Source organism: Rubrobacter calidifluminis (assembly GCF_028617075.1).
In the GTDB taxonomy this organism is placed as follows: domain Bacteria; phylum Actinomycetota; class Rubrobacteria; order Rubrobacterales; family Rubrobacteraceae; genus Rubrobacter_E; species Rubrobacter_E calidifluminis.
Map to the genome: position 1 here is coordinate 80568 of NZ_JAQKGV010000008.1, position 22638 is coordinate 103205.

The 22638-nt window shown below is 67.0% G+C and carries 25 protein-coding genes; 13 read left to right on the plus strand and 12 right to left on the minus strand.

Annotation, left to right across the window (positions count from 1 at the left end; genetic code table 11):
* Positions 1 to 98 precede the first annotated feature (98 nt).
* Positions 99 to 983 carry a diacylglycerol/lipid kinase family protein gene (locus PJB24_RS08195; protein WP_273844669.1) on the minus strand — a complete coding sequence of 295 codons (885 nt, stop codon included), beginning with the start codon at positions 981 to 983 and terminating at the stop codon, positions 99 to 101.
* Positions 984 to 1104: 121 nt separating this feature from the next.
* Here PJB24_RS08195 and PJB24_RS08200 point away from each other — a divergent pair, with 121 nt between their 5' ends.
* Complete coding sequence (locus PJB24_RS08200; RefSeq protein WP_273844671.1) at positions 1105 to 1587, plus strand: hypothetical protein; 483 nt, start codon at positions 1105 to 1107, stop codon at positions 1585 to 1587.
* Between the two features lie 153 nt (positions 1588 to 1740).
* Here PJB24_RS08200 and thpR read toward each other — a convergent pair whose 3' ends face one another.
* Both thpR and larB read right to left on the minus strand, forming a co-directional pair.
* Positions 1741 to 2295: an RNA 2',3'-cyclic phosphodiesterase gene (gene thpR, locus PJB24_RS08205; RefSeq protein WP_273844672.1), complete on the minus strand. Its 555-nt coding sequence runs from the start codon at positions 2293 to 2295 to the stop codon at positions 1741 to 1743.
* A 2-nt stretch (positions 2296 to 2297) separates the two neighbouring features.
* On the minus strand, positions 2298 to 3077 hold the full coding sequence (larB, locus tag PJB24_RS08210) for a nickel pincer cofactor biosynthesis protein LarB (RefSeq protein WP_273844674.1): 780 nt from the start codon (positions 3075 to 3077) through the stop codon (positions 2298 to 2300).
* Between the two features lie 93 nt (positions 3078 to 3170).
* On the opposite strand from larB, the gene PJB24_RS08215 reads away from it, so the two are divergent.
* From PJB24_RS08215 to trxB, 4 genes are all read left to right on the plus strand, one after another.
* Positions 3171 to 4190: a sodium:calcium antiporter gene (locus PJB24_RS08215; RefSeq protein WP_273844676.1), complete on the plus strand. Its 1020-nt coding sequence runs from the start codon at positions 3171 to 3173 to the stop codon at positions 4188 to 4190.
* 3 nt (positions 4191 to 4193) lie between these two features.
* On the plus strand, positions 4194 to 4874 hold the full coding sequence (locus PJB24_RS08220; RefSeq protein ID WP_273844678.1) for a TerC family protein: 681 nt from the start codon (positions 4194 to 4196) through the stop codon (positions 4872 to 4874).
* Positions 4875 to 4937: 63 nt separating this feature from the next.
* On the plus strand, positions 4938 to 6197 hold the full coding sequence (locus tag PJB24_RS08225) for an adenosylhomocysteinase (RefSeq protein ID WP_273844680.1): 1260 nt from the start codon (positions 4938 to 4940) through the stop codon (positions 6195 to 6197).
* Positions 6198 to 6312: 115 nt separating this feature from the next.
* On the plus strand, positions 6313 to 7311 hold the full coding sequence (trxB, locus tag PJB24_RS08230; protein WP_273844681.1) for a thioredoxin-disulfide reductase: 999 nt from the start codon (positions 6313 to 6315) through the stop codon (positions 7309 to 7311).
* 22 nt (positions 7312 to 7333) lie between these two features.
* Here trxB and PJB24_RS08235 read toward each other — a convergent pair whose 3' ends face one another.
* Genes PJB24_RS08235 through PJB24_RS08245 form a run of 3 tightly spaced genes read right to left on the minus strand, consistent with a single transcriptional unit; the run spans position 7334 to position 8589 of the window.
* Positions 7334 to 7771 carry a molybdenum cofactor biosynthesis protein MoaE gene (locus PJB24_RS08235; protein WP_273844685.1) on the minus strand — a complete coding sequence of 146 codons (438 nt, stop codon included), beginning with the start codon at positions 7769 to 7771 and terminating at the stop codon, positions 7334 to 7336.
* Between the two features lie 3 nt (positions 7772 to 7774).
* Positions 7775 to 8023 carry a molybdopterin converting factor subunit 1 gene (gene moaD / locus PJB24_RS08240; RefSeq protein WP_273844686.1) on the minus strand — a complete coding sequence of 83 codons (249 nt, stop codon included), beginning with the start codon at positions 8021 to 8023 and terminating at the stop codon, positions 7775 to 7777.
* Between the two features lie 26 nt (positions 8024 to 8049).
* Positions 8050 to 8589 (minus strand): hypothetical protein, encoded by a 540-nt coding sequence (locus PJB24_RS08245; RefSeq protein ID WP_273844688.1) that lies wholly within the window; start codon positions 8587 to 8589, stop codon positions 8050 to 8052.
* Positions 8590 to 8732: 143 nt separating this feature from the next.
* Between PJB24_RS08245 and PJB24_RS08250 the strand changes: the two genes are divergently transcribed.
* From PJB24_RS08250 to PJB24_RS08265, 4 genes are all read left to right on the plus strand, one after another.
* Positions 8733 to 9461, plus strand: coding sequence for an iron-containing redox enzyme family protein (locus PJB24_RS08250; RefSeq protein ID WP_273844690.1), 729 nt, complete (start codon positions 8733 to 8735; stop codon positions 9459 to 9461).
* Positions 9462 to 9463: 2 nt separating this feature from the next.
* Positions 9464 to 10207, plus strand: coding sequence for an Fpg/Nei family DNA glycosylase (locus PJB24_RS08255; protein WP_273844693.1), 744 nt, complete (start codon positions 9464 to 9466; stop codon positions 10205 to 10207).
* Positions 10208 to 11623: a dihydrolipoyl dehydrogenase gene (gene lpdA, locus PJB24_RS08260; RefSeq protein WP_273844696.1), complete on the plus strand. Its 1416-nt coding sequence runs from the start codon at positions 10208 to 10210 to the stop codon at positions 11621 to 11623.
* 79 nt (positions 11624 to 11702) lie between these two features.
* Positions 11703 to 12278 (plus strand): hypothetical protein, encoded by a 576-nt coding sequence (locus PJB24_RS08265; protein WP_273844699.1) that lies wholly within the window; start codon positions 11703 to 11705, stop codon positions 12276 to 12278.
* Positions 12279 to 12307: 29 nt separating this feature from the next.
* On the opposite strand, the gene PJB24_RS08270 is transcribed toward PJB24_RS08265, so the two are convergent.
* On the minus strand, positions 12308 to 13111 hold the full coding sequence (locus PJB24_RS08270; protein ID WP_273844701.1) for an SDR family NAD(P)-dependent oxidoreductase: 804 nt from the start codon (positions 13109 to 13111) through the stop codon (positions 12308 to 12310).
* A gap of 81 nt (positions 13112 to 13192) precedes the next feature.
* On the minus strand, positions 13193 to 13633 hold the full coding sequence (locus PJB24_RS08275; RefSeq protein ID WP_420541913.1) for a TetR/AcrR family transcriptional regulator: 441 nt from the start codon (positions 13631 to 13633) through the stop codon (positions 13193 to 13195).
* 163 nt (positions 13634 to 13796) lie between these two features.
* On the opposite strand from PJB24_RS08275, the gene PJB24_RS08280 reads away from it, so the two are divergent.
* The 3 genes from PJB24_RS08280 (at position 13797) to lipB (ending at position 17329) form a co-directional block, all read left to right on the plus strand.
* A complete protein-coding gene (locus tag PJB24_RS08280) occupies positions 13797 to 15482 on the plus strand; it encodes an FAD-binding protein (RefSeq protein WP_273844705.1) in 1686 nt (561 codons plus the stop codon).
* A gap of 217 nt (positions 15483 to 15699) precedes the next feature.
* Positions 15700 to 16668, plus strand: coding sequence for a lipoyl synthase (gene lipA, locus PJB24_RS08285; RefSeq protein WP_420541917.1), 969 nt, complete (start codon positions 15700 to 15702; stop codon positions 16666 to 16668).
* A gap of 4 nt (positions 16669 to 16672) precedes the next feature.
* On the plus strand, positions 16673 to 17329 hold the full coding sequence (gene lipB / locus PJB24_RS08290) for a lipoyl(octanoyl) transferase LipB (protein WP_420541918.1): 657 nt from the start codon (positions 16673 to 16675) through the stop codon (positions 17327 to 17329).
* Here the strand turns inward: lipB and PJB24_RS08295 are convergent.
* The 3 genes from PJB24_RS08295 to PJB24_RS08305 form a co-directional block, all read right to left on the minus strand.
* Complete coding sequence (locus tag PJB24_RS08295) at positions 17326 to 17850, minus strand: VIT1/CCC1 transporter family protein (protein ID WP_273844711.1); 525 nt, start codon at positions 17848 to 17850, stop codon at positions 17326 to 17328. The genes lipB and PJB24_RS08295 overlap by 4 nt on opposite strands.
* Before the next feature lie 112 nt (positions 17851 to 17962).
* Positions 17963 to 18223 (minus strand): GlsB/YeaQ/YmgE family stress response membrane protein, encoded by a 261-nt coding sequence (locus PJB24_RS08300; protein ID WP_273844713.1) that lies wholly within the window; start codon positions 18221 to 18223, stop codon positions 17963 to 17965.
* A 93-nt stretch (positions 18224 to 18316) separates the two neighbouring features.
* Positions 18317 to 21055: a bifunctional acetate--CoA ligase family protein/GNAT family N-acetyltransferase gene (locus PJB24_RS08305; RefSeq protein WP_273844715.1), complete on the minus strand. Its 2739-nt coding sequence runs from the start codon at positions 21053 to 21055 to the stop codon at positions 18317 to 18319.
* Positions 21056 to 21239: 184 nt separating this feature from the next.
* On the opposite strand from PJB24_RS08305, the gene PJB24_RS08310 reads away from it, so the two are divergent.
* Positions 21240 to 21428 carry a hypothetical protein gene (locus PJB24_RS08310; RefSeq protein WP_273844716.1) on the plus strand — a complete coding sequence of 63 codons (189 nt, stop codon included), beginning with the start codon at positions 21240 to 21242 and terminating at the stop codon, positions 21426 to 21428.
* A 55-nt stretch (positions 21429 to 21483) separates the two neighbouring features.
* On the opposite strand, the gene PJB24_RS08315 is transcribed toward PJB24_RS08310, so the two are convergent.
* On the minus strand, positions 21484 to 22512 hold the full coding sequence (locus PJB24_RS08315; protein WP_273844718.1) for a class I fructose-bisphosphate aldolase: 1029 nt from the start codon (positions 22510 to 22512) through the stop codon (positions 21484 to 21486).
* Between the last annotated feature and the right edge of the window lie 126 nt (positions 22513 to 22638).

Consider the following 22638-nt stretch of genomic DNA (forward strand, 5'->3'; position numbering starts at 1 on the left):
TCCTCCGAAACCCTTCCTGCCATTTCTCTCGAGGCTGCAGGGCCGCTCGTCGAGAGAAAACCTGAGGAAATATTTCTACCACAAACCTGGGGACGCCGTCAGCTGGGACAGAGCACGCGCAGGGCGCCCGGCAGCACTCGGGCGCGGTATGTGAGGGTGGGGTCGAGAAGCTCCCCGTCGGCGTGGGCCGGGACGTAGTATTCCATCTTTACCTCTACCTCGCGTGCCCTCTCCAGATGCGCCTTCGGATGTCTGAGGAAGGTGCCGCGCAGCGCCGAGGGTATGAGCCGCAACACTTCGCCGCGCGATATCTCGGTCGAGAAGACGACGTCGAAGAGCCCGTCGTCGAGACGGGCCTGGGGTGCGAGTCGGAATCGGGCGCCGTAGGTGGTACCGAGAGCGATGGCGACCAGTATCGTCTTCGTCTCGATCTTTCGGTCCCCGTCGAGGCGTAGCGTGGCCTCGTGGCAGGTGAACCCGGCGAGCAACCTGAGGACGGAGTAGGCGTAGCGTCCGGAGCCACCGAGCCAGCCCGGGGCCTTGACGACCCCGGCCGCGACCTCGGCGTCGAAGCCGATGCCGACGCCGTTGATGAAGATGGAGCCGTTGATCTCCCCGGCATCCACCGCGCGTGCCCTGCCACCGGCTATGGTCTCAAGCGCTGTTTTCATGCCGGTTCCCACGCCGAGGGCCTTCACGTAGTCGTTGCCGCTCCCGGCCGGGAGGACACCGAGCGTCTTGTCGGTGCCCACGCACGCCGAGGCGACCTCCCGCGCCGTACCATCGCCACCCACCGCGACGACCACGGAACCCTCGGGCAGCCCCGCGGCGATGTCCGCCGCCTCGCCGGGGGCGACGCTCACATGCCAGACGGGATGGATCCCCCTTGAAGACAGAAAGCGCGAGACGTCCCCCCTGCAGGAGGCGGCCTTCCCGCGCCCCGCCGCCGGGTTCAGGACGAGATGTACTTCCTGCCGGGTCATGCTGTTCTGCGGAGGATAGCATCCTGCGGCCGCTGGCGCCCGGATGGCCCGGGGGAGTAAAATGGCCTGCGCTATGGAGGGATCCGGAGGGGGATGCCGACACGGGGACGGATTGCGACCGGTGGCCGGGTTCGGCTTCAGGTGCGCCATCTGCGGGGAGGTCATGGACCTTGATGGTCTCTCCCGCTGGGTGGCTGAAGCCGAGCGCCACCGGGATGACGCCTGCTCCAGGAGCGGTTCCTTCGCCCACGCCGACCGCGAGTTCTGGCAGAGGGAGGTCTACCGCCGGAGACGCATTCTCTATGAGGCCCGGGAGGTGCCACCGGCCACGGTGAGGCCTGAGATGATCCTGGTGCTCTACGATGCTGCGGAGGATGTCTATCGCTGCCGAATCTTCTACAGGGAGCCCCGGCCGCCGAACATGGTCGAGAGCGTGGACGTCAGGGACAACCCCGGGGAGCTGCTCAGGCTCAGGACCGACCCGGACCCCGGGGTGAGAATGGCGGCGGAGCGGGTGGAAGAGTTCGGGGCCGTGAGGAAGAGGGCTCTGGAGGACGGTCTGTACGCCCCCCTCCGCCGGGTGTTCTATACGAACGGGATGTGAAAGGACGGCTTCCCGGCGGGCTCCAGGGCGTCTAGAATAAGGCCTCTGGTGGCCTACTCGGTTGAAAGGCGTGGTGAGATGAGCTCCAGCAACTTTGTGATGATAGTGGTTGTGATACTCACGATACTCTTCATCATCATAGCCGTAGGGCCCCTACTCGCCGCCTTTTGAGAGCTCCGCGGCTGCGAGCGTGAGGTAGGTCGCGCCCTCCGGACCCAGGACGCTCCTGACGAGCTCGACTCTGCGCGCCGTGAAACGCCGTTCTCCCGGCGGATCTCTTTCCGCCGGTCCCAGCGAGACCGGTCTCTTGCGCGCGCGCCCGAGCGTGAGGTGCGGCCTGTAGGGCCGCCGCTCTCGGGCGAAGCCCAGACCGTGCAGCGCGTGTTCGACGTCCCCGGCCAGCTCCGCAAGCTCTTTCGCACCCTCGCCCACCCCGGCCCAGACGACCCGGGCCCGCCTGCGCGAGGGGAACGCACCGAAGCCGCTTATCTCCACGCCGAAACTTTCGTGGCGTCCGCCGATCTTCTCGATGGCGCGGCATACCTCGTCCACCCTCTCCTCCGAGACCTCTCCCAGAAACTTCAGCGTGAGATGGACCCCCTCCGGCCGCACCCAGCGGACGTCCCCGCCGACCTCCAGCATGCGGGCCGCCTCGATCAGATCGCGCCGCACCTCCTCAGGCGGGAAGACGGCCACGAACAGGCGCATCCCTAGCGGTGGCTCCTTCTGGCGGCCCGGTTGGCGATCATCGCCGCCACCACGCCGGCGCCCACGCCGTTGTCCACGTTGACCACCGAGAGGCCCGGCGAGCAGCTCTGCAGCATGCTCATTATCGCGGCGGTGCCGTCCCCTCCGAGCCCGTAGCCGGTCGAGGTGGGCAGGCCTACCACCGGCACCGAAACCAGCGCGCTCACCACGCTCGGGAGCGCCCCCTCCATCCCGGCGGCGACGATGACGCAGTCGGGATCGAGGCTTTCGATGTCCTCCAGGGGGCCGGCGAGGCGGTGTATCCCCGCAACGCCGACGTCGTTGAAGGTCTTGACCGCGACCCCCATCTCCCGGGCCACGGCCACGGCCTCCTCCAGGATCGGGATGTCCGAGGTCCCGGCGCTTATCGCGGCCACCCGCCCTCCGGTGGGCTCCGGCTCCCCGTCGCCGACGACGAGGGCTCTGCCCGCCCGACGCAGCGGGGTGTCGGGGAGGTCGTGCCGGATCCTCTCCTCGTGCTCCGGGGAGGCGGCGCTCACCAGCACCCGGTCGTGGGCGCGCAGGATCTCGGCGCAGATCGCGGAGGTCTGCCGGGGGGTCTTGCCCGCCGCGTACACGATCTCCGGGACGCCCTTGCGGGACGCGCGCCCGGCGTCGAGCACGGCGAAGGGGTCCAGGTAGCGCACCTCGAACCTGCCAAGTTCCTTCTCTGCCGCCTCGGGCGAGAGCTCCCCGCGGGCCACGGCGGAGAGGATCCCGGTGATCCTCCCATCTCTGCTCAAAGCTCCTCTCCTCTCATAAACATGTAGAATCTACCACGACCGCGAGCCGGCGGGGTCTTTTGTGCAGGTACACGGAAGGAGAACCATTCCCGCATGACCGCATTGGAACTCATGATCTCGCTCGTCGCGATTCTGGTCGCGGCCTCCCTGTTCACCAACGCCGTGGAGATCGTCGGGTCGAGGCTCAACATGGGGCAGGGGGCCGTGGGGAGTGTGCTCGCCGCGGTCGGCACGGCCCTGCCGGAGACCATGATCCCGATCGTCGCGCTCATCGGTGCCTTCGTCAGCGGGGAGGACGCCGCTGCCTCCGGGGAGATAGGTATAGGCGCCATACTCGGCGCCCCGTTTCTCCTCGCCTCGCTCGCGATGTGCGTGGTCGGGGCTTCGATCGTCGCCTTCAGGGGACGCCGGGAGAACGGCGTGAGGCTGGGGATAGAGCGCGTGACGACGCGCAGGGACCTCGGTTTCTTCCTCGTCTGCTTCGCCCTGGCCGCGGCGGCGGGGCTGGTCACGCTCCCCTTCTACGCGAAGGCCGCGCTGGCCGTCCTTCTCATCGGCGCCTACGCGTTCTACGTGCAGCGCGTCCTGCGTTCCGGGGGAGCGATGCTGGAGGAGGTCCCGGAGCGACTCACCCTCTGGCGACTGGGCTCCAGACCGCCCGCGTGGGCCGCGGTGGCGCAACTTTTCGGCTCGCTCGTCGTGATGGCGCTCGGCGCCCACTTCTTCGTCGAGGGTATCGAGCGAGCCTCGCACGCCCTGGGCATCCCGGCCGGGCTCATCGCGCTCGTCCTCGCTCCGCTGGCGACCGAGCTGCCCGAGAAATTCAACTCCATACTCTGGGTTCGGGAGGGCAAGGACACCCTGGCGCTCGGCAACATAACCGGCGCAATGGTCTTCCAGAGTACGATCCCGGTCTCCATCGGCCTTCTGCTGACCGAATGGGAACTCGGCGCGTTGAGCGCCTTCTCGGCGGCGCTGGCGCTCGTCTCCGGGTTGATGCTCTACGCGCTGCTCCGGAGCAAGCGACCGCTGCGGGCCTGGCCGCTGCTCGGCGGCGGGGCGGTCTACGCCGTCTTCGTCGTGGTGGCGGCGGTCTCCGTGGCCCTGCTCTGAGCCTTGCCGGATCTGCTTGGCAGCGAGGCCCTGCCCCGGCTCGCCGGTGTGCTCGCCGTCAACCTGCTGCTCTCCGGGGACAACGCCGTGGTGATAGCGCTCGCCGTGCGGAGGCTCAAGGGTGCGACCCGCCGGCGGGCGGTGCTGCTCGGCGCGGGCGGGGCGGTGGCGCTGCGGATCGTCTTCGCCGTCGCGGTGACGTTTCTGCTCGAGATCCCGCTGCTGCAGGCGGCGGGTGGGCTGCTCCTGTTCTGGATCGCCTGGCAGCTGGTGCAGGGAGACCAGGAGGAGGCCAAAGAGCACGTCAGCGCCGGCGGGGGGCTCTGGCAGGCTGTGAGGATCATTATCGTGGCCGACGTGGTGATGTCGCTGGACAACGTGGTCGCGCTGGTGGGGGTCTCGGGCGGACACCTCTTCATCCTCGGCATCGGGCTTTTGCTCACGATCCCGCTCGTGGTGTGGGGCGCGACGCTCCTGAGCTCCCTCCTCGACCGTTTCCCCTGGCTGGCTTACGCGGGCGCCGGGCTGCTGGCTTACGTGGCTGCGGAGATGATCCTGGGCGACGAGATCGTCCGGCGGTACGCCGGAGCGCTCTCGCAGGGCCTGGAGGCCCCGGTCTCGATTGCGTCGGCCGTCGTCTTCGTGGGTATCATCCTGGGCTGGAAGAGGGTGCGCGGCGGGTAGTGGAATGCCGGCGGGATCCGTTCTCTGGTCCCGGGTCTGGAAGTTCGTGTAACATCGTCGCTGATGGAGTCCTCGATCAGAGACCCCTCGCTGGCCCCCGAGGGGCACAGGAAGATGGACTGGGCCGCCCGGCACTCCCCGGTGCTGGACGCCGTACGGGGGCGCTACCTCGAGGACGGCTCGCTGAAGGATCTCGGGGTCGCGATCTGCCTCCCGATAGAGGCCAAGACCGCCCGCCTGGCCGATGTGCTCGCCGGGGCCGGAGTCCGGGTGGCCGTGGCCGCCCCGCTGCCCTTCGTCGTGCAGGACGACGTGGCGGCGGCGCTCGTGGAGCGCGGGGTGACGGTCTTCGCCTCCTCCGAGAGCCCACCGGAGGAGGCGGACCGGGACCTCGAACGGGCGCTCGATGCCGCCACGGCGGATGGCGAGGCGCTCCTGATAGACGACCGGGCGGCGCTGGTGCGCATCGCGCACACCACCCGCCGGGGGCTGCTGCCGCGCATACGCGGTGCCTCCGAAGAGACGACGAGCGGGGTCGCGAAGCTCCGGGCGATGGAGCGCGGGGGTGAGCTCCGGTTTGCCTGCATCGCCGCGAACGACGCCAGGTGCAAGCACCTCTTCGACAACCGCTACGGCACCGGACAGTCCGCGCTCGAGGCGATCATGCACGCGACGAACCTGATGCTCGGGGGCAAGCGGATGGTCGTCGCGGGTTACGGCTGGTGCGGGAGGGGTATCGCCCGGTACGCGGCCGGGCTCGGGGCGCGGGTCGTGGTCTGCGAGGTCGATCCGGTGCGCGGGCTCGAGGCGTACGCCGACGGGTTCGAGGTGCTGCCGGCGCTGGAGGCGGCAGAGGTCGGGGAGATCTTCGTAACCGCGACCGGGAACAGGGGGGTGCTGGGGCGTGAGCACTTCGCGCGGATGCGCGACGGTGCGATCCTGGCGAACGCTGGAGGGGTGGACGTGGAGATAGACGTCGAGGCGCTGAGGGCTTCGGCTTCCGAGGTCCGCCGGGCACGCCGCGACCTCAAGGAGTTCGTCATGCCCGACGGCAGGAGCCTCTTCCTCGTCGGTCGGGGGATGGTCGTGAACCTGACCGCCGGGGACGGGCACCCGGTCGAGATCATGGACCTCACCTTCGCCATACAGGCGCTCTGCGCGCATCACCTGGCCAACGAGGGTGCGTCCCTCTCCCCCTCCGTGCACCTGCTGCCGCGCGAGATAGACGACGAGGTCGCCCGCATCAAGCTCGAGGCCGTCGGGATGGGGATCGACGAGATCACCCCGGAGCAGCGGGCCTTCCTCGAGAGCTGGAGGGACTGATGGCCTCGGGGGCACCCGATGTGAATTTGCGGACGCGTCCCGTCTGAGACGGGTAATAAAATATAGAAAGATTTAGAATAAAAGAGATTTCTGCGAGAGAGGGAGTTTTTATATCGTGGCGGATGTGATCTATGACGTAGCCGTAATAGGGTCCGGGCCCGCCGGGTACACGGCGGCGCTCTACGCCTCGAGGGCCAGCCTCAGGACGGTGGTCTTCCAGGGTTACGAGGCCGGGGGGCAGCTCATGCTCACCACCGAGGTCGAGAACTTCCCCGGCTACCCGGAGGGGGTGATGGGCCCCGACATGATGGAGGACTTCGAGAAGCAGGCCTCCCGCTTCGGGGCCGAGATGCGCCCGGACGAGATAGAGCGGGTCGACTTCTCCGAGAGGCCTTTCAGGCTGTGGCCCGAGGGTGAGGAGGAGCCTACCCTCGCCAGGGCGGTGATCATCGCCACCGGGGCGAGGGCCCGCTGGCTCGGGCTCGATAACGAGCAGCGCCTGATGGGCCGGGGGGTGAGCGGCTGCGCCACCTGCGACGGGTTCTTCTTCAAGGACAAGAAGGTCGCCGTCGTGGGGGGCGGGGACACCGCGATGGAGGAGGCGCTCTACCTCACCAACCACGCCTCCGAGGTCGTGATCATCCACCGCCGGGACGAGTTCAGGGCCTCGAGGATAATGCTCGCACGGGCGAGGAAGAACGAGAAGATCTCGTTCATCACCGACACGGTCGTCGTCGACGTCCTCGGCAAGGACTCCGTCGAGGGACTGAGGCTCAGGAACGTCAAGAGCGGCGAGGAGAGCGAGCTCGCCGTCGACGGCCTCTTTGTCGCCATAGGCCACGACCCGGCCACCGCGCTCTTCAAGGGCAGCGTGGAGATGGACGAGGGCGGCTACATCCTGCAGAAGGAACACACAATGACGAGCGTGCCCGGCGTCTTCGCCGCGGGGGATGTGGCCGACCGGCGCTACCGGCAGGCCGTGACCGCCGCCGGCGACGGCTGCCGGGCCGCGATAGACGCCGAGAGGTGGCTCGCCGGGCAGGGCGAGGCCGAGGGGGCCGAGGACCCCGGCGTGTGGAACTCGGCCAAGGACAGGGACCCGGCGAACCTCTGAGCGAGTTTTTGCGCCCCTCCCCTCACTCCTTCGGGGAGGGGCGCGTCCCGGTCTGGCTCCCGACCCATACGTAGCCGTCGGACCAGACCTCACGCTTCCAGATCGGGACGATCTCCTTGATCCTCTCTATCGCGTATCTGCTCGCCGCGAAGGCATTCCTGCGCCGGGGGGCGCAGACGGCTATCGCGACGCTGGGCTCGGCGGGCTCCACCCGCCCGAGGCGGTGTACGATGGAGACCGCGCGCACGTCCCAGCGCTCTTTCACCTCTTCGGCTATCTCTTCGAGCTTGCGGTCGGCCATCGGCCGGTACGCCTCGTACTCCAGGTACTCGACGCACGCGCCCCCGGACTCGTCGACCCGGGTGGTGCCCAGGAAGACCGAGACTGCCCCGCAGTCGGGACGCCGGACCGAGTCGATGACCCCCCCGACGTCTATGGGATCTTCGGTGATCTCGATCATCGCCTATCCGCCGGAGACGGGCGGCAGTACGGCGATCTCGTCCCCGGGTGAGAGGACCTCGTCCATGCCCGCGTACTCCCCGTTTACGGCGAAGGCGAGGGTCTCACCCATCTCGGAGAGGGAGGGATGGCGCCCGGCCAGAAGCTCCCAGACCTCGCCGAGCGTGGTCCCTTCCGGCGTCTCGAGATGCACCTCCCTCGTCCCCGCCCGGTCGGCTGCCGCCCCGAACAGAAGCACTCTTATCTCACCCATGGTCGTCAAATGCTAGCACGTGAGGATCAGGAGGCCCTCGCCTCCGGCGTCTGATCCGGACGCGAGAGCCACGCTGCGGGCAGCCACAGCTCCCTTCCGCTAGAGAAGAGCCTCACGACCGCGTTCGCGCCGTCCCCGGAGACGTAGCACACCTCGCCGCTCCCGGCCGGGGTCTCGACGCTCTCCCCGACGGAGAGCCGGGGCAGGAAGGCCTCCCGCAGCGCCTTCACGTAGGCGAGGGCGAGCGAGGTGTCGCGGTGGGCCCCCTCGTCGCGGCGGTCGGCGACGAGGATGCCCGCGATGCGGTAGAGGTTCGCCCGGCTGACCTGCGAGATCAGGGCGGCCCTGATCGTCTGCCTGACGAGCTGCTCCTCGAACTCCGAGTAGCTCTCCCCGCTGCGCCTCAGGATGTCCATCACGCGGGGGAAGGCCCGCCCGGTCGCCTCCGTCACCGTCAGCCCGTTCATCCCCCGTTCGTAGACGTGCGGATCCAGCCTCTCGTCCTCGCTGCGGCGCGGGACGGAGAGCCAACCCTGTCGTCCTGCTGGCGTTGGTTTCTCTCTCACGCAGGGATTATACCGCCGTGGATAGGGATGACACCGGTGAATTTCCTGCAAAAGCCGGGATTTGATCGGCATGGGAACGCCGGGAGCCTCAGGACCGGCAGGTGGAGTAAACTTTTGCTGGCGTAGGCTTTCAGGAGGTAGAGTTGGACTCGGGAGAGTTTCTTGAGCGTCTGAAGCGGGAGGTCATAGGACACCCTGCGCTCACGCACCCGTTCCTGGAGAGGTTCGGGGATGGGGAGGTGAGCGCCGAAGGGGTGAGGACGTTCGCGATCCAGTACTACCGTCACGTCCGGGTGAGCCGGCTGTACCTGGCCGCCCTGATCTCGAACTGCCGCGACGACGAGCCGCTGCAGCTCGCGCTGGCCTCGGTGCTCTTCGACGAGTACGGCAACCTCGATCCCGAGGAGACCCATCCCGCGCTCTACCGCAGGTTCATGCGGGCGCTGGAGATCAGCGAGGAGGAGTGGGAGGCCCCGCCGACCCTGCCCGAGATAGAGCTCTACATAAGCGCCCACTACGACTTGTGCCGCAACCCGGACATCCGGCTGGGGCTCGGGGCGATGGGACCGGCGAGCGAGTGGCCGGTCCCGCCGATCTACGCCAGGATCGCCGAAGGTCTCAAGAAGGCCGCCGGTCTCGACGACGAGGCGCTTGAGATGTTCACCTCCCACGTCACGATGGACGTCGAGCACGCCAGGATCATGATGGAGGCCGTGGCCCCCTACGCGGAGGACGAGGAGGGCCAGCGGCGGGTGCGCGAGGGGACGATGCGCTCGCTCGACGCCCGCTCGGTGATGCTCGACGGCCTCTACAAGGCCGTCTACGGCGAGCCCGCGCCCCTCACCGGGGCTGCGAGGGACGCGGCCGGGTAGAGATGCCCGAGCTGCCCGAGGTAGAGACGATAAAGAACGACCTGTGCGGGCTCGTCGTCGGGGCGGGGATAGAGCGGGCGGAGCTGAGAGACGAGCGGCTCGTCGAGGAGCCCTCGCCGGAGGATTTCGTCCGCGGGCTCGGGGGCGTCCGGATCACCGGCGCCAGACGCCGGGCCAAGCACCTCGTCGTCGAACTCTCGTCGGGGGAGGCGCTCGTCTTCCAGCTCAAGATCGGGGGGCAGCTCTTGCTCGTCCCGCCGGTCGAGGAGCCGACGAGGAACGTCATGCTCGTGCTGTATCTGGACGACGGGCGCCGACTCTTCCTGCGCGACCAGACCGAGTTCAGCCGGGCGCGGTTGCTCGGGCCCGAAGGGCTCGAGAACCGGCTCGCCGGGCTCGGTCCCGAGCCCTTCTCGGAGGAGTTCACGGTGGGCTACCTGCGGGAGAGGATAGGGGCGCGCCGGGCGCAGATAAAGCCTCTTCTGCTCGACCAGAAGGTCGTCGCGGGCATCGGGAACATCTACGTCGACGAGATCCTCTTCGACGCCCGGATCCACCCGCGACGCAGGGCGAGTACGCTCTCGGTGGAGGAGTGGGCGAGGCTCCACGCCGCGATAAGGAGGAACCTGGCGGCGGGCATCGAGCACCGGGGGACGTACCTGTGTCCCGTCTGCCAGCCGGAGGATGGTGGTAAGGGGGATCAGAGTTTACCATTGGAAGTGGAGTCGAGAGAAGGAGAGGGATAAGTGGCAGAGAGCTTCGACCTCGTGATCATCGGTGGAGGAAACGCAGGCTACATACCCGCGATCCGGGCCAGCCAGCTAGGGATGAGCGTCGCGCTCGTCGAGAAGCGTGAGGGGGGACACCTCGGGGGCACCTGCCTGAACGTGGGGTGCATCCCGACCAAGGCCCTTCTCCAGACGGCTTCCATGCTGAGCGACTTCAAAAACGGCGAGGAGTTCGGGATAAAGGCCGGCAAGGTGGAGTTCGACTACCCGCAGGTGGCCAAGCGGCGCGATGCGGTGGTCAACCAGCTGCGGCGCGGGGTCGCCGGCCTGATGAAGAAGAACAAGGTCCGCGTCTACAACGGCGTCGGCAGCTTCGTCGAGCCGAAGAAGGTAAAGGTCGCTCTGAACGACGGCGGCGAGGAGGAGCTCGAGGGCAGGTTCGTCCTGATAGCCTCCGGATCCGAGGTCAACACGCTGCCCGGCCTCGAGATAGACCACGAGAAGGTCATCTCCAGCGACGACGTGGTGACAGAAAACGAGAGCGTACCCTCCTCGATCATCATCCTCGGCAGCGGGGCCGTGGGGGTGGAGTTCGCGAGCATGTTCAACGACTTCGGCGCCGAGGTGACGATAGTCGAGGTGCTCGAGAGGATCGTGCCGCTGGAGGACCCGGAGGTCTCCGCCCAGCTCCAGAAGGAGTTCGAGGGACGGGGCATCCGGGTGCTCGCCGGGACCAAGGCGGACATAGAGAGCCTGGACAAGAGCGGCGACGGGGTGAAGATAAAGGTCGAGGGCAGGGACGGCGAACAGACGCTCGAGGCTGAGAAACTCCTCGTCGCCGTCGGGCGCAAGACCGCGATCGAAGAGCTCAACCTCGACGCCACGAAGGTCGAGGTGAGCGACCGGGGCATCATCCAGGTCGACGAGTTCTACCGTACCGCCGAGGACGGCGTGTACGCTGCGGGGGACGTGATCGGGGGCTACTGGCTCGCGCACGCCGCCGGGCACGAAGGGATCGTCGCGGTGGAGCACATGGCCGGGGAGGATCCGATGCCGCTCGATCAGGACATGATCCCGCGGGTGACCTTCTGCCGTCCGGAGATAGCTTCCTTCGGCCTCACCCGCGAGCAGGCCGAGGAGCAGGGGTATGAGGTCAAGGAGGGTAAGTTCCCCTTCCGCGCGATCGGGAAGGCCCTCATCGAGGGCGAGCCCAACGGGTTTGTCAAGGTGGTCGCCGACGCTGAGACCGACCTGATCCTGGGAATGCACGCCATCGGGCCGCACGTGACCGAGCTGATCGCGGAGGGGGTCTTCGCCAAGCTGGTCGAGGGTACACCGCAGGAGATCGGGATGGCCGTCCACGCCCACCCGACGCTCGCCGAGGTGATGAGTGAGGCCGCGCTCGCGGTCGACGGGCACGCGATCCACTTCTAGCGCCTGCTCCTTCGACCCGGCCCGCGACGGGTTCGGTTTCGCCAACCCGTCCGGGCCCTCCGGGGGCCGGCTGGAGTCTTTGCTGTACGGGCGGGGGCTGTGCTTCGGGATGGCCGCCGCCTCGCTCGCGGCCTTCTGCGGCGTGGAGCGCCGGTGGCCGCGGCCGCTCTCCCGGCTCTCTCCGGACCCTGCTCTGATCGGGGAGCTCCGGCGCTACCACCTGCTGCAGTTCCGCCCGCGGACGATTTTGCGGGTGGTGTGGGAGTGGATGCGTGCGCGCGGCGGCCGTCCCGAGCGCGTGGCCGGGCGCATCAGGGTCGCCGGGGACCCCGACCCGCACATCCTCTGTCTCGGCCCCCGGGCCGGGCGGGGTTTCTTCGAGCGGCTCGCGCTGGCACACGCCGTCGTGCCATACCGGCTGGAGGAGGTGGAGGAGAGGCTTTTCGTCTACGTCTACGATCCGGAGTTCCCGAAGGATCGGAAGAGGAAGATCGTCTTCCGGCGCGGGGGTGGGGAGGGATTCGGGCGCTTTCGCTACGGCCGGTTCGACAGCCGGGAGGGGTGGGGGATCGTACCCCTGCAGCTCTCGGCTGTTCTGTCGATGCCTGGGCGGGCTTCGGTGTGTGATCCGGTATCCACATTGGAAGAGACGTAGCCTGAGCGCCTCGCGCCCGCGGCTCCTGCTCAGGGGAGCAGCGTCTTCATCTGGTGCTGGATCAGATGTGTGGAGAGTTTCGGAGCTGCACGGTTGAGGATGCCCATCGCCACCGAGTCTCTCCCCACGTAGATGTGAAGACGGTTCTTCTGGATACCGTCGAGGATCACCCGGGCTGCCTCCTCGGGCGTGGTGGTGGGCAGGCGAGAGCCCTGCGCGTTGCCCGAACCCGGAGCGTCGACGTCCGAATTGGAGGCAATATCGGTTTCCACGCCTCCTGGCATCACCACTGAGACCCCGACGTGAGTCTCGAGGAGCTCGGCGTACAGGCCCTCGGTCATCAGCTTCACCGCCGCCTTGGTGGCGCCGTAGATGGTCTGGCCGGGTACGGGCAGGAAACCCCCCATGCTCGAGACGGTGGCTAGGTGTGCTTCGGGACGATTGAGCAGGTACGGAAGGAATGCCTTGACTACGTGGATAGTGCCCCACAGGTTGACGCTCAGCACCCGTTCGATCGTCTCGTATTCTAGATCGTTGAGCCGAACGAATGGCTGGATGATGCCGGCGACGTTGACGACCACGTCGGGCGGGCCGAGAGCTTCGGTCACCCGGGCCGGCAGGGCTTCGACGGCCGCCCGATCGGTGATGTCGACCACGAAGGTGACGAGCCGGTCCCCGGCCGAGGCCAGGCGGACAGTCCCTTCAAGGCTTTCCCTCCTGATGTCCACCGCCGCCACACAACCCCCGCGCCGCAGTGCTTCCAGCACCACCTGGCGCCCGATCCCGTTTCCGCCGCCGGTCACGACCAGAACCTTGCCACGAACGTCCATCATGCCTCCTCCGGATCCCCCACTGCGATGCCATGTTACCAGATCACCGGACAACGCTGTCCGGTGATCCGATCAATCCGTCGGCTACACCAGGCCCTTGCGGACCAGCGACCACGCCCGATCGGCCACCTGGCGTCTTTGCTCCAGCGGAGTTCGAGCGACGAGCGTGGCGATCATGGCCACGCTCAGGAAGAGATCTTCAGCGGTAGTGTCGGACGCGACCTCACCACGCTCGATAGCGGGCTGGACCTTGGCCGCCAGCGCCTGGATGACCCGATCGGTGACCGCGGTCAGCCGTTCGTCATCGGTGGTCGGGGCGATCATGTCGATAAAGGCCACCGATTCGATGGACCGGTCCGTGATGCACTCCAGCAACTCCCCGAGTGTCACTGCCGGATCCGAGGCCAGGCGTTCCAGCTCGGCGACGTTGTCTTCGAACGCTGCCAGCGCCAGTTCAATGCGGTCAGGGAAGTGCCGGTAGAGACTGCCCTGCCCCACCCCGGCAGCCTTTGCTACCGCGCTCAACGGTGCCTCCAGACCCCCGGTTGCGAATACCCTTCGCGCAGCTTTTACCAGCGCTGAACGGTTCTCGGCCGCAGCACCCGGCCCCCGATTTCCCCTACGCTTCACCACGATGTATGGTAGCATGGCAACCGGACACATCTGTCCGGTATATGGAGGAGTGTGGATGGTGGGATCCTGGGACCGTGAGGTCGATGTGCTGGTGGTGGGAACCGGTGCGGCGGGGCTTTCTGCGGCCGTCACTGCGGCCGATGCCGGCCTTGAGACGCTGGTTATAGAAAGCACCGGCAAGTGGGGAGGGACGACCAACCTCAGCGGTGGAGGTTTGTGGATGCCCGCCAATCCGCTGATGACGACCTTTGGGGTCTCCGATTCGGTGGATGAAGCGCTAACCTACATGGAAGCCTGCATCGGCGACGTCGGGCCTGCGAGTTCTCCGGAGCGGCGTCGGGCGTTCGTCGAGTCGGTGCCGGAGGTGTTCCGATTCCTTGAGCGGCTTGGTGTGAGATGGACCGCTGCCAGGGACTATCCCGACTACTACCCGGATCTGCCGGGCGCCAAGATCGGGCGCTCGATCGAAGTCGAGCCGTTCGACGTTCGCGTGCTTGGGGACTGGTTCGAACGTTCGCGCAGTCGGGAGAGTGGTCTTCCTCCCGTTCCCCTCAAGACCGACGATGTTTGGCTGTTGTCCCGAGCCTGGTCGACCCGTGATGGCTTCGCCAGAGGGGTCAGGCTGGTAGGTCGCACGTTGAGTGGCTTTGCCAGGGGGAAGCGATTGTATGGGATGGGCGCCGGGTTGGTGGCCAGCCTTATGGCGATCGTTTGCAGACAGGGCACCGAGGTATTGCTCTCTTCGCCGCTGACTGAGCTCGTGGTGGAGAACGGTTCGGTAGTCGGTGCGGTGTCCCGCCGTTCCGACGGGTTCTCGGCCAGGATCCGCACCCGGCGGGGCGTGGTCCTCGCCGCAGGGGGCTTCGCTCACAATGAGATTATGCGCAAGGAGAACCACGGCATCCCCGGTTACAGCTCGGCGGCGGACGGAGACGTGGGATCGGTGATCCGGATCGCGGCCGGGCTGGGTGCCCAGCTGGCCCTGATGGACGACGCCTGGTGGGGTTTGTCGGTGCCCGATCCCGGCGGCAAGCCGGCGTTCGTGCTCGCTGAGCGCTCCATGCCGTTCAGCATAATCGTGGACCAGAGAGGCGACCGGTACATGAACGAGTCTGCCAGCTACATTGACGTCGGGCACGCCATGCTGGAGCGCGACAAGGTGACGCCGGCCGTACCGTCGTGGCTCATCGTGGACGCCCGTCACCGGAGACGGTATCTGTTCAGTGCCTTTATGCGGGGCACCGCCAGGCTGCGGGAGGCAGGGATCGTCAAGAAGGCCGACACTATCGAAGACCTGGCACGAAAGCTGCAGATGGATCCTGCACGGCTTCGGGCCACCGTCGATCGGTTCAACGGGTTCGCCCGCACGGGAGTCGATGTCGACTTCGGACGCGGCAACACCGCCTACGACAACTACTACGGCGATCCCACCGTCAAGCCGAATCCAAATCTCGGACCGCTGGAGAAGGCACCGTTCACCGCGGTTCAGCTGGTACCCGGAGATCTGGGAACCAAAGGCGGCTTACTGACCGACGCCGATGGCCGGGTCCTCGACACCTCGGGAAACGTTATCCCCGGCCTGTATGCGGCTGGAAACACCACCGCCTCGGTCATGGGGCGGACCTATCCCGGTCCGGGTTCGACGATCGCCCCGGCGGTGATCTTTGCCCACCGGGCGGCACGGCATCTCGCCGGCGGTGGGAGCTGGGCGGCGGGCACGCGAAGCGCGACCGGCGGATGAACTCGCCGCGATACTTCACCGGCGTCGGAGGTCGAGGACGGGCCGTACCCGTAAGTTGTTCGAGATCGGGGGTGCGTGTCCTTACGATGGGACATGGCGGCTGCGATGTTTCTTGCGGTACCATATGCTGGCAGGTCGAGGGAGACAGAGGAGAGCCGTGGTCCGCAGGAGAAAGATCGAGCTGAAGGTCCTGGAGGACGGGACCCGCACCTACACGATACGCCACCGATGGGAGGACCGCCCGGTCGCCCCGCCACCCGACGGGCGTCCCACCGAGTATCTGCCGTTCCGGCAGGAGAAGGGGGCGCACGGGCGTCCCGCCTGGCTCAAGGCGCGCGTCCCGGACGGCCCGGGCTACCGGGACATCAGGCAGACCATGCGCGGTCTCTCGCTGCACACCGTTTGCGAGGAGGCCCGCTGTCCGAACATCGGTGAGTGCTGGAACAACCGCACGGCGACGTTCATGATCCTGGGCAACGTCTGCACCCGCTCGTGCGGCTTCTGCGCGGTGCTCACCGGCAAACCGCAGGGGCTCGACCTGGAGGAGCCAAAAAGGGTCGCCCACGCGGCGAAGGAGATGGGGCTCAAACACGCGGTGATCACCAGCGTGAACCGCGACGAGCTGCCCGACGGTGGGGCATCGGTCTTCGCGGCGACGATCCGCGAGATACGCAAGGCCATCCCCGGGTGTGCCGTGGAGGTTCTCACGCCGGACTTCAAGGGCGACCGCGACGCGATAAAGACCGTCATAGACGCGAAGCCCGACACCTTCAACCACAACATCGAGACCGTCCCGCGCCTCTACCCGGCGGTGCGCCCGCAGGCGAAGTACGAGCGCTCGCTCGAGGTGTTGCGCTACGCGAAGGAGCTCGACCCGGACGTCCTGACCAAGAGTGGATTCATGGTGGGCCTCGGGGAGGTTGAGGAGGAGATCCACCAGACGATGCGCGACCTCAGGGAGCACGGGGTGGACATCCTCACGATCGGCCAGTACCTGAGGCCGACCGAGAACCACCTGCCGATGGCCCGCTACTACGAGCCGAGGGAGTTCGCGCTGCTCAGGCGTTACGCTCTCGACGTGCTCGGCTTCAAGCACGTCGAGAGCGGTCCCCTCGTGAGGAGCTCCTACCACGCCCACGAGCAGACTGAGGAGGCGCGCCGCGGCGCGCTCGGTGCCCGCGCCTGAGACCGTGCTCGAGAGCAGGGAGGAAGCGCTCGAGGTCCGGCGGCTTCCGGGGTTGACGCCCTACGCCGAGGCGTGGGAGCTGCAGCGGGAGCTGGTGAGAAAGAGGAGGGCGGACGAGATCCCGGACACCCTCCTCCTGCTGGAACACCCGCCGGTCTACACGGTGGGCCGGGCGGCGAAGGACGCCTCGAACCTGGGGGCCGGGGAGGAATACCTGCGCTCTTTGGGGGCGGAGGTATTCTGGATCGACCGCGGCGGGGACGCGACCTTCCACGGTCCGGGCCAGATCGTCGGGTACCCCATAATCCGGCTGAAGGTGCGCGACACCCACCGCTACCTGAGGGACCTGGAGGAGGTCGTGATCCGCACGATGGCCCGCTACGGGCTATCTGGCTGGCGGCACCCGGAGTACACCGGGGTCTGGGTGGGGGACAAAAAGATCTGCGCGATCGGGGTGAAGTTCTCCTCCGGCTGGATCACCTCTCACGGCTTCGCGCTTAACGTGAACACGGATCTCTCCTGGTTCGACCGCATAACCCCCTGCGGCATCCGCGAGTACGGCGTGACGAGCCTGGCGCGGGAGCTCGGACGAGATCTCCCGCTCTCGGAGGTCGAACGGGAGATCGTCCTTCGTTTCCGGGAGGTCTTCGGCCTGCGCTAGGCGTTCCCGATCAGGACGCCCGAGGCGAAGACCAGCCCACCGCCGACCATCACCTGCAACGCGCTCATCCAGAAGCTCATGCTGAAGTAGCGGTAGCGGATGAGCGAGATGACGAGCAGCTCGGCACCGACGACACCGAAGGCCACGTAGAGCGCGAGCGTCACGTGCGGGATCAGGAACGGCAGCGTGTGAAAGATCCCGCCGATGAAGGTCGCAACGCCGGTGATCACCCCGCGTACCATCGGGTTGCCCCGCCCGGTCAGCGACCCGTCGTCCGAGAGGCCCTCGGAGAACGCCATGCTTATCCCCGCCCCCACGGCCGCCGCCAGACCCACCAAGAGCGTGTACCGGCTGTCGTGCGTGGCGAAGGCCGCAGCGAAGATCGGAGCCAGCGTCGAGACCGACCCGTCCATCAGGCCAACCAGCGAAGGCTGCACCACCTTCAGCACGAAGTCCTTGTTGTGCCCCGATGTGGTCATCTCATTGCTACCAAAGCCCAATCTCTCCAGTATCGGTGCCATCCGACGCCTCCTGCTCTCTCCTTCGGCTCGCCACGCAGCAATTCTAAACGGGATTCAGGATAAATCAAGAACAGTTCTTATTCTTGTTTATGAGAGTCGTTTGCAGTAAGGGTCAGAGGCGGCGGCCGGAGAGCAGGCGGTAGAGGACGAGGAGGAAAATGGCGCCGAGGACGGAGACGGCGATGCTGCCGGTGTCGAAGCGGGTGGTGTAGGCGGGGTTTATGAAGTGGCTGTAGGCGTAGCCGCCGATGATGGCGCCGGCTATCCCGATGAGGGTGGTAAGGATGCAGCCGCCGGGGTCGCGGCCTGGGGTGAGGAGTTTGGCGATGACGCCGACGATGAAGCCGAAGACTATCCAGGCGACGATACTCATCCGTCTCCTCCTCGGGTGGTTTTGGACATGAGGCTACATGATAGCCCGGATATGGGGGTATGGCGGGCGCCCGTGCTGGGGCGCCCGCCGGGTTCAGACAGCCTGACGCAGGTCGAGGTCGGCTTTCATGACCATCTCCTGGGTGTCTCGGCGGAGCTTGAAGCCGAGGTCCCTGCTGAGGCGCTGCATCGGGCGGTTGTCGAAGAGGATGTCGGCGGTGATGTGCTCGAGGCCTTCTTCGCGGCCGACCTCGAGGAGCTTCTGAAGCAGGAGCCGACCGAGGCCGCGGCGCTGGAAGCGGTCGCTTATGAGGATCGAGAACTCGGCTTCTTCGGGGGCGAAGGGTCTGCGGCTCAGGCGTCCGACGCCCATGATCTCGCGCTCGCCGGTCGCGGGGTTGCGGCGTTCGGCGACGAGGGCCATCTCCTTGTCGTAGTCGATGAAGCAGATGCGGGTGAGGCGTTCGTGGGCTATGCGCTGGTTGAGGCCGAGCATGTGGAAGTAGCGCATGTAGACGCTCTCTTCCGAGAGGGTCTCGTGGAATCTGACCATGAGCGGCTCGTCTTCGGGGCGTATGGGGCGTATGGTCACCGGCTCGCCGTCCCTGGTCTGCTCGTGGAAGACGTAGTGGGTGGGGTAGGGGCGGATCGCCGGGTGCGGGAGGTCCTCCTCGGCGGTGTCGGGGTCGTGCAGCACGATGCGGGCGTCGAGGGCTATCTGGATCTCGGAGGAGACGAGCAGCGGGTTTATGTCCAGCTCCCGGATCCAGGGTTGTTCGACGATGAGGTGGGAGAAGCGCACCAGCAGCCGCTCGAGCGCCGGCAGGTCCACCGGGTCCCGTCCGCGCACGCCCTTGAGCGCCCGGTAGATCCTGGTCCGCTCCATCGTGCGTCGGGCCAGGGTGGTGGTGAGCGGCGGGAGGGCGAGCGCCCGGTCGCGGTAGACCTCGACCAGAGAGCCGCCCGATCCGAAGAGCAGGACGGGCCCGAACTGGGGGTCGATGCTGCTGCCGACGATCAGCTCGTAGCCGTCGGTCTCGACCATCCTCTGCACCGTGGCGCCGTCGAAGCCTTCGGGTATGCTCCGCTCCATCTCCTCGTACGCCCGGCGCACCTCGTCGGCGCTGCGCAGGTCCAGGCGTACACCGCCCACGTCGGTCTTGTGGGTTATCGTCTCGGAGTTGAGCTTGAGCACGACCGGGTACTCCATCCTCTCGGCGTGCTCTGCCGCCTCACGGGCGCTCCTGGCGAGACGTGTCTCCACCACGGGGATGCCGTAGGCTGCGAGGACCTCCTTGGCCTCGTACTCGGTGAGGAGCGTCCTGCCCCGGCTCCTTACGTCTTCGATCACCTCGCGCACCCGCTCACGGTCTATCTCCCCGCCCGCCACGTCCACGGCGAGCTCCGGGGTCTCGTAGATGCCGCGCAGGTTGTAGGTGTAGCGCCACATGTTGGCGAAGGCGCGGGCGGCGGAGTCCGGAAAGTCGAAGGTGGGGATTCCGGCACCGTTGAGGATGGAAGTACCGGCGGCGACGTCGGTGCCTCCCATCCAGCTGGCCAGCATCGGCTTGCCGGTCTTTCTGGCGTACGGGGCGAGCTTCTCGGCGGTAGCGGTGGGGTCTGTCATGTCCTGCGGGGTGAGGACGACAAGCAGGCCGTCGCTGTTCGGGTCGCCGGCGGCTATCTCGAGCGCCCGGGCGTAGCGCTCGGGGTCGGCGTCACCCAGGATGTCCACCGGGTTGTTGTGGCTCCAGGCCGGGGGCAGTATGTCGTCGAGGGCCTTCCTGGTCTCGGGGGAGAGTTCGGTGAGCCTGCCGCCCCCGGCGATGAGGGCGTCGGTGGCGAGCACGCCGGGCCCTCCGGCGTTGGTGAGCACCGTGAGGTTTGGCCCCTTCGGGCGCGGCTGCTTGCCGAGCACCTCGGCCATCGAGAACAGCTCGGAGATGTCGTTCACCCGTAGGACGCCGCTGCGCCGGAAGGCGGCGTCGAGCACTTCGTCGGAGCCGGTGAGGGAGCCGGTGTGCGAGGCGGCGGCCCTCCCGGCGGCGGCCGTACGGCCAGGCTTTATGACGATGATCGGCTTGGTCATCGCGACCTCGCGCGCCGCGGAGAGGAACGAACGGGCGTCCCCGACGCTCTCCATGTAGATGACGATGCTCTGGGTGTGGGGGTCGTCCCCGAGGTACTGGATTAGGTCTCCCCAGCTGACGTCCATCATCGAGCCGACGGAGACGAAGGCCGAGAACCCCACGTTCTCCTGGAAGCTGCGGTCCAGAATCGCGGTCATGAGCGCCCCGCTCTGGCTCAAAAGCCCGACGTTGCCGGGACGGGCCATCCCCTTGGCGAAGGTGGCGTTGAGCCCGGTGTGCGGGTTCATGACCCCGAGGCAGTTGGGCCCGATGACGCGCATGCGGCCCCTGCGGGCCTCCTCCATGACCCGACGCTCGAGCCCGGCTCCCTCCGGTCCGATCTCTTTGAACCCGGCGGAGATCACGATCGCCCCGCCGACCCCGGCTTCGGCGCACTCACGTATGACCCCCGGTACCGAGGGCGCGGGAGAGACCACGACCGCGAGATCCACACGCGTCGGTACCTCGGAGATGCTCGGATAGGCCTTTATCCCGAGCACGTTCTCCCGGTGCGGGTTCACCGGAAAGACCGTCCCCCCGAAGGGGTTGCTGATCAGATTCCACATCAGCGTCCGCCCCACGCTCCCCACCCGCTCCGTGGCCCCTATCACCGCCACGGCCCCTGGACGGAAGATCGCATCCAGCGGCTGCCGCTCGTAGCCCAGCACGTCGTGCGCCGGATCCCCACCCTTCATCCTGCTCATCTCTCTCCCATCTCCAGTTCCCGAACTCCTGGAATTTAACTCCTGCATCCGCCCTCCTCTACCTGCGTATCGTATCTTCATACTGCACTTAGATTCTTAATACACATTGCTCTGGAAGTCCGTGAACCGTTCAACGGGGTGGGGTTAGACTGAGGGTATGGCCTTTTTGCGCAGGATCTTCTTTGTGGTGGTTGCGGGCGTCTATTTCCTTTTGATGTGGGGGTTTCTCACGGGGGCGGTGGCGATTCTGGGGGCCTTTGCGGTGCGGGCTTTTGGGGTCGAGGGGGTGGAGGTGCCCGTTCTGCTGGCCTCTGCTTTGATCGCGTTTTTCCTCAGCGCGGCCCTCTTGAGGTTCCTGCGCCGCCGGGCATGAAGGAGGCGACGGGGTAGCCCGTCGCCTCCTTCGGGGTGGCTGGGTCTCTGAGCCTTTAGGCGGCCTCCTTCTCCAGCTCCTCGGTGTAGCTGCCGGAGCGGGCGGCGCTGTTCATCTTCGCCCGGTGGCGGAAGATCTTCTGGGCCTTCTCGACGTTCTCGGGCTTGCCGGCCCAGATCTCCATCGGCTGCTGCTGCAGGGCGCGGGCGTAGGAGAAGGAGAGCTCCCACGGCAGGCGGCCCTTGTAGATGCGGTTCATCGCGTTGAGGTGCTCGGTCGCCTGGATGTCACCCTGGCCGCCGGAGAGGAAGACGACGCCGGGCACCGCCGCCGGGACGCTGCGGAGCAGGCACTCCACCGTGGCGCGGGCCACCTCCTCCACGCCGGACTGGACCGGGGCCTCCTTGCCCGAGATGACCATGTTCGGCTTCAGGAGCGTACCGGTGAGCTCGACCCGCTGCTCGTAGAGCTGCTGGTAGGTCGTCTTGAGCATCCACTCGGTCACCTCGAAGCACTGCTCGATCGAGTGGTCGCCGTCGATGAGGACCTCCGGCTCGACGATCGGCACCAGGTCCGCCTCCTGGCAGAGCGCCGCGTAGCGGGCCAGGGCGTGGGCGTTGGCCTCGATGCAGCGGCGGGTCGGGATGCCGTCGCCGATCGCGATAACCGCGCGCCACTTGGCGAAACGCGCGCCCATCCCCCGGTACTCGGCGAGGCGGTCTCTGAGGCCGTCCAGGCCCTCGGTCACCTTCTCTCCCGGGGAGAGCGCCATGTCCTTCGCGCCCTTGTCCACCTTGATGCCCGGGATTATCCCCTGGTTCTCGAGCACCTTCGGCAGCGGGGTACCGTCGGAGGCCTTCTGGCGGATCGTCTCGTCGAAGAGGATCACGCCGGAGAGATATTCCCCGATGCCCTCGGTGGTGAACAGCATCTCGCGGTAGGCGCGGCGGGTGTCCTCGGTCGACTCGATGCCGACCGCCTTGAAGCGCTTCTCGATCGTACCGAAGCTCTCGTCGGCCGCGAGGATGCCCTTGCCCGGCGCCACCAGGGCCCGGGCGGTCTTCTCCAGTTCCTGCAGGTTCACTCTCGCCTCCTTCTCTTCTGGCTAACGCTTTTTCTTCGAAGGCCCAAGCAATTCATAGACTAATCTATTTTATTCCCCGGCAAAACTCCAATCCCAAACTCTCCGCGGGGATAGTAGCCGACCGTG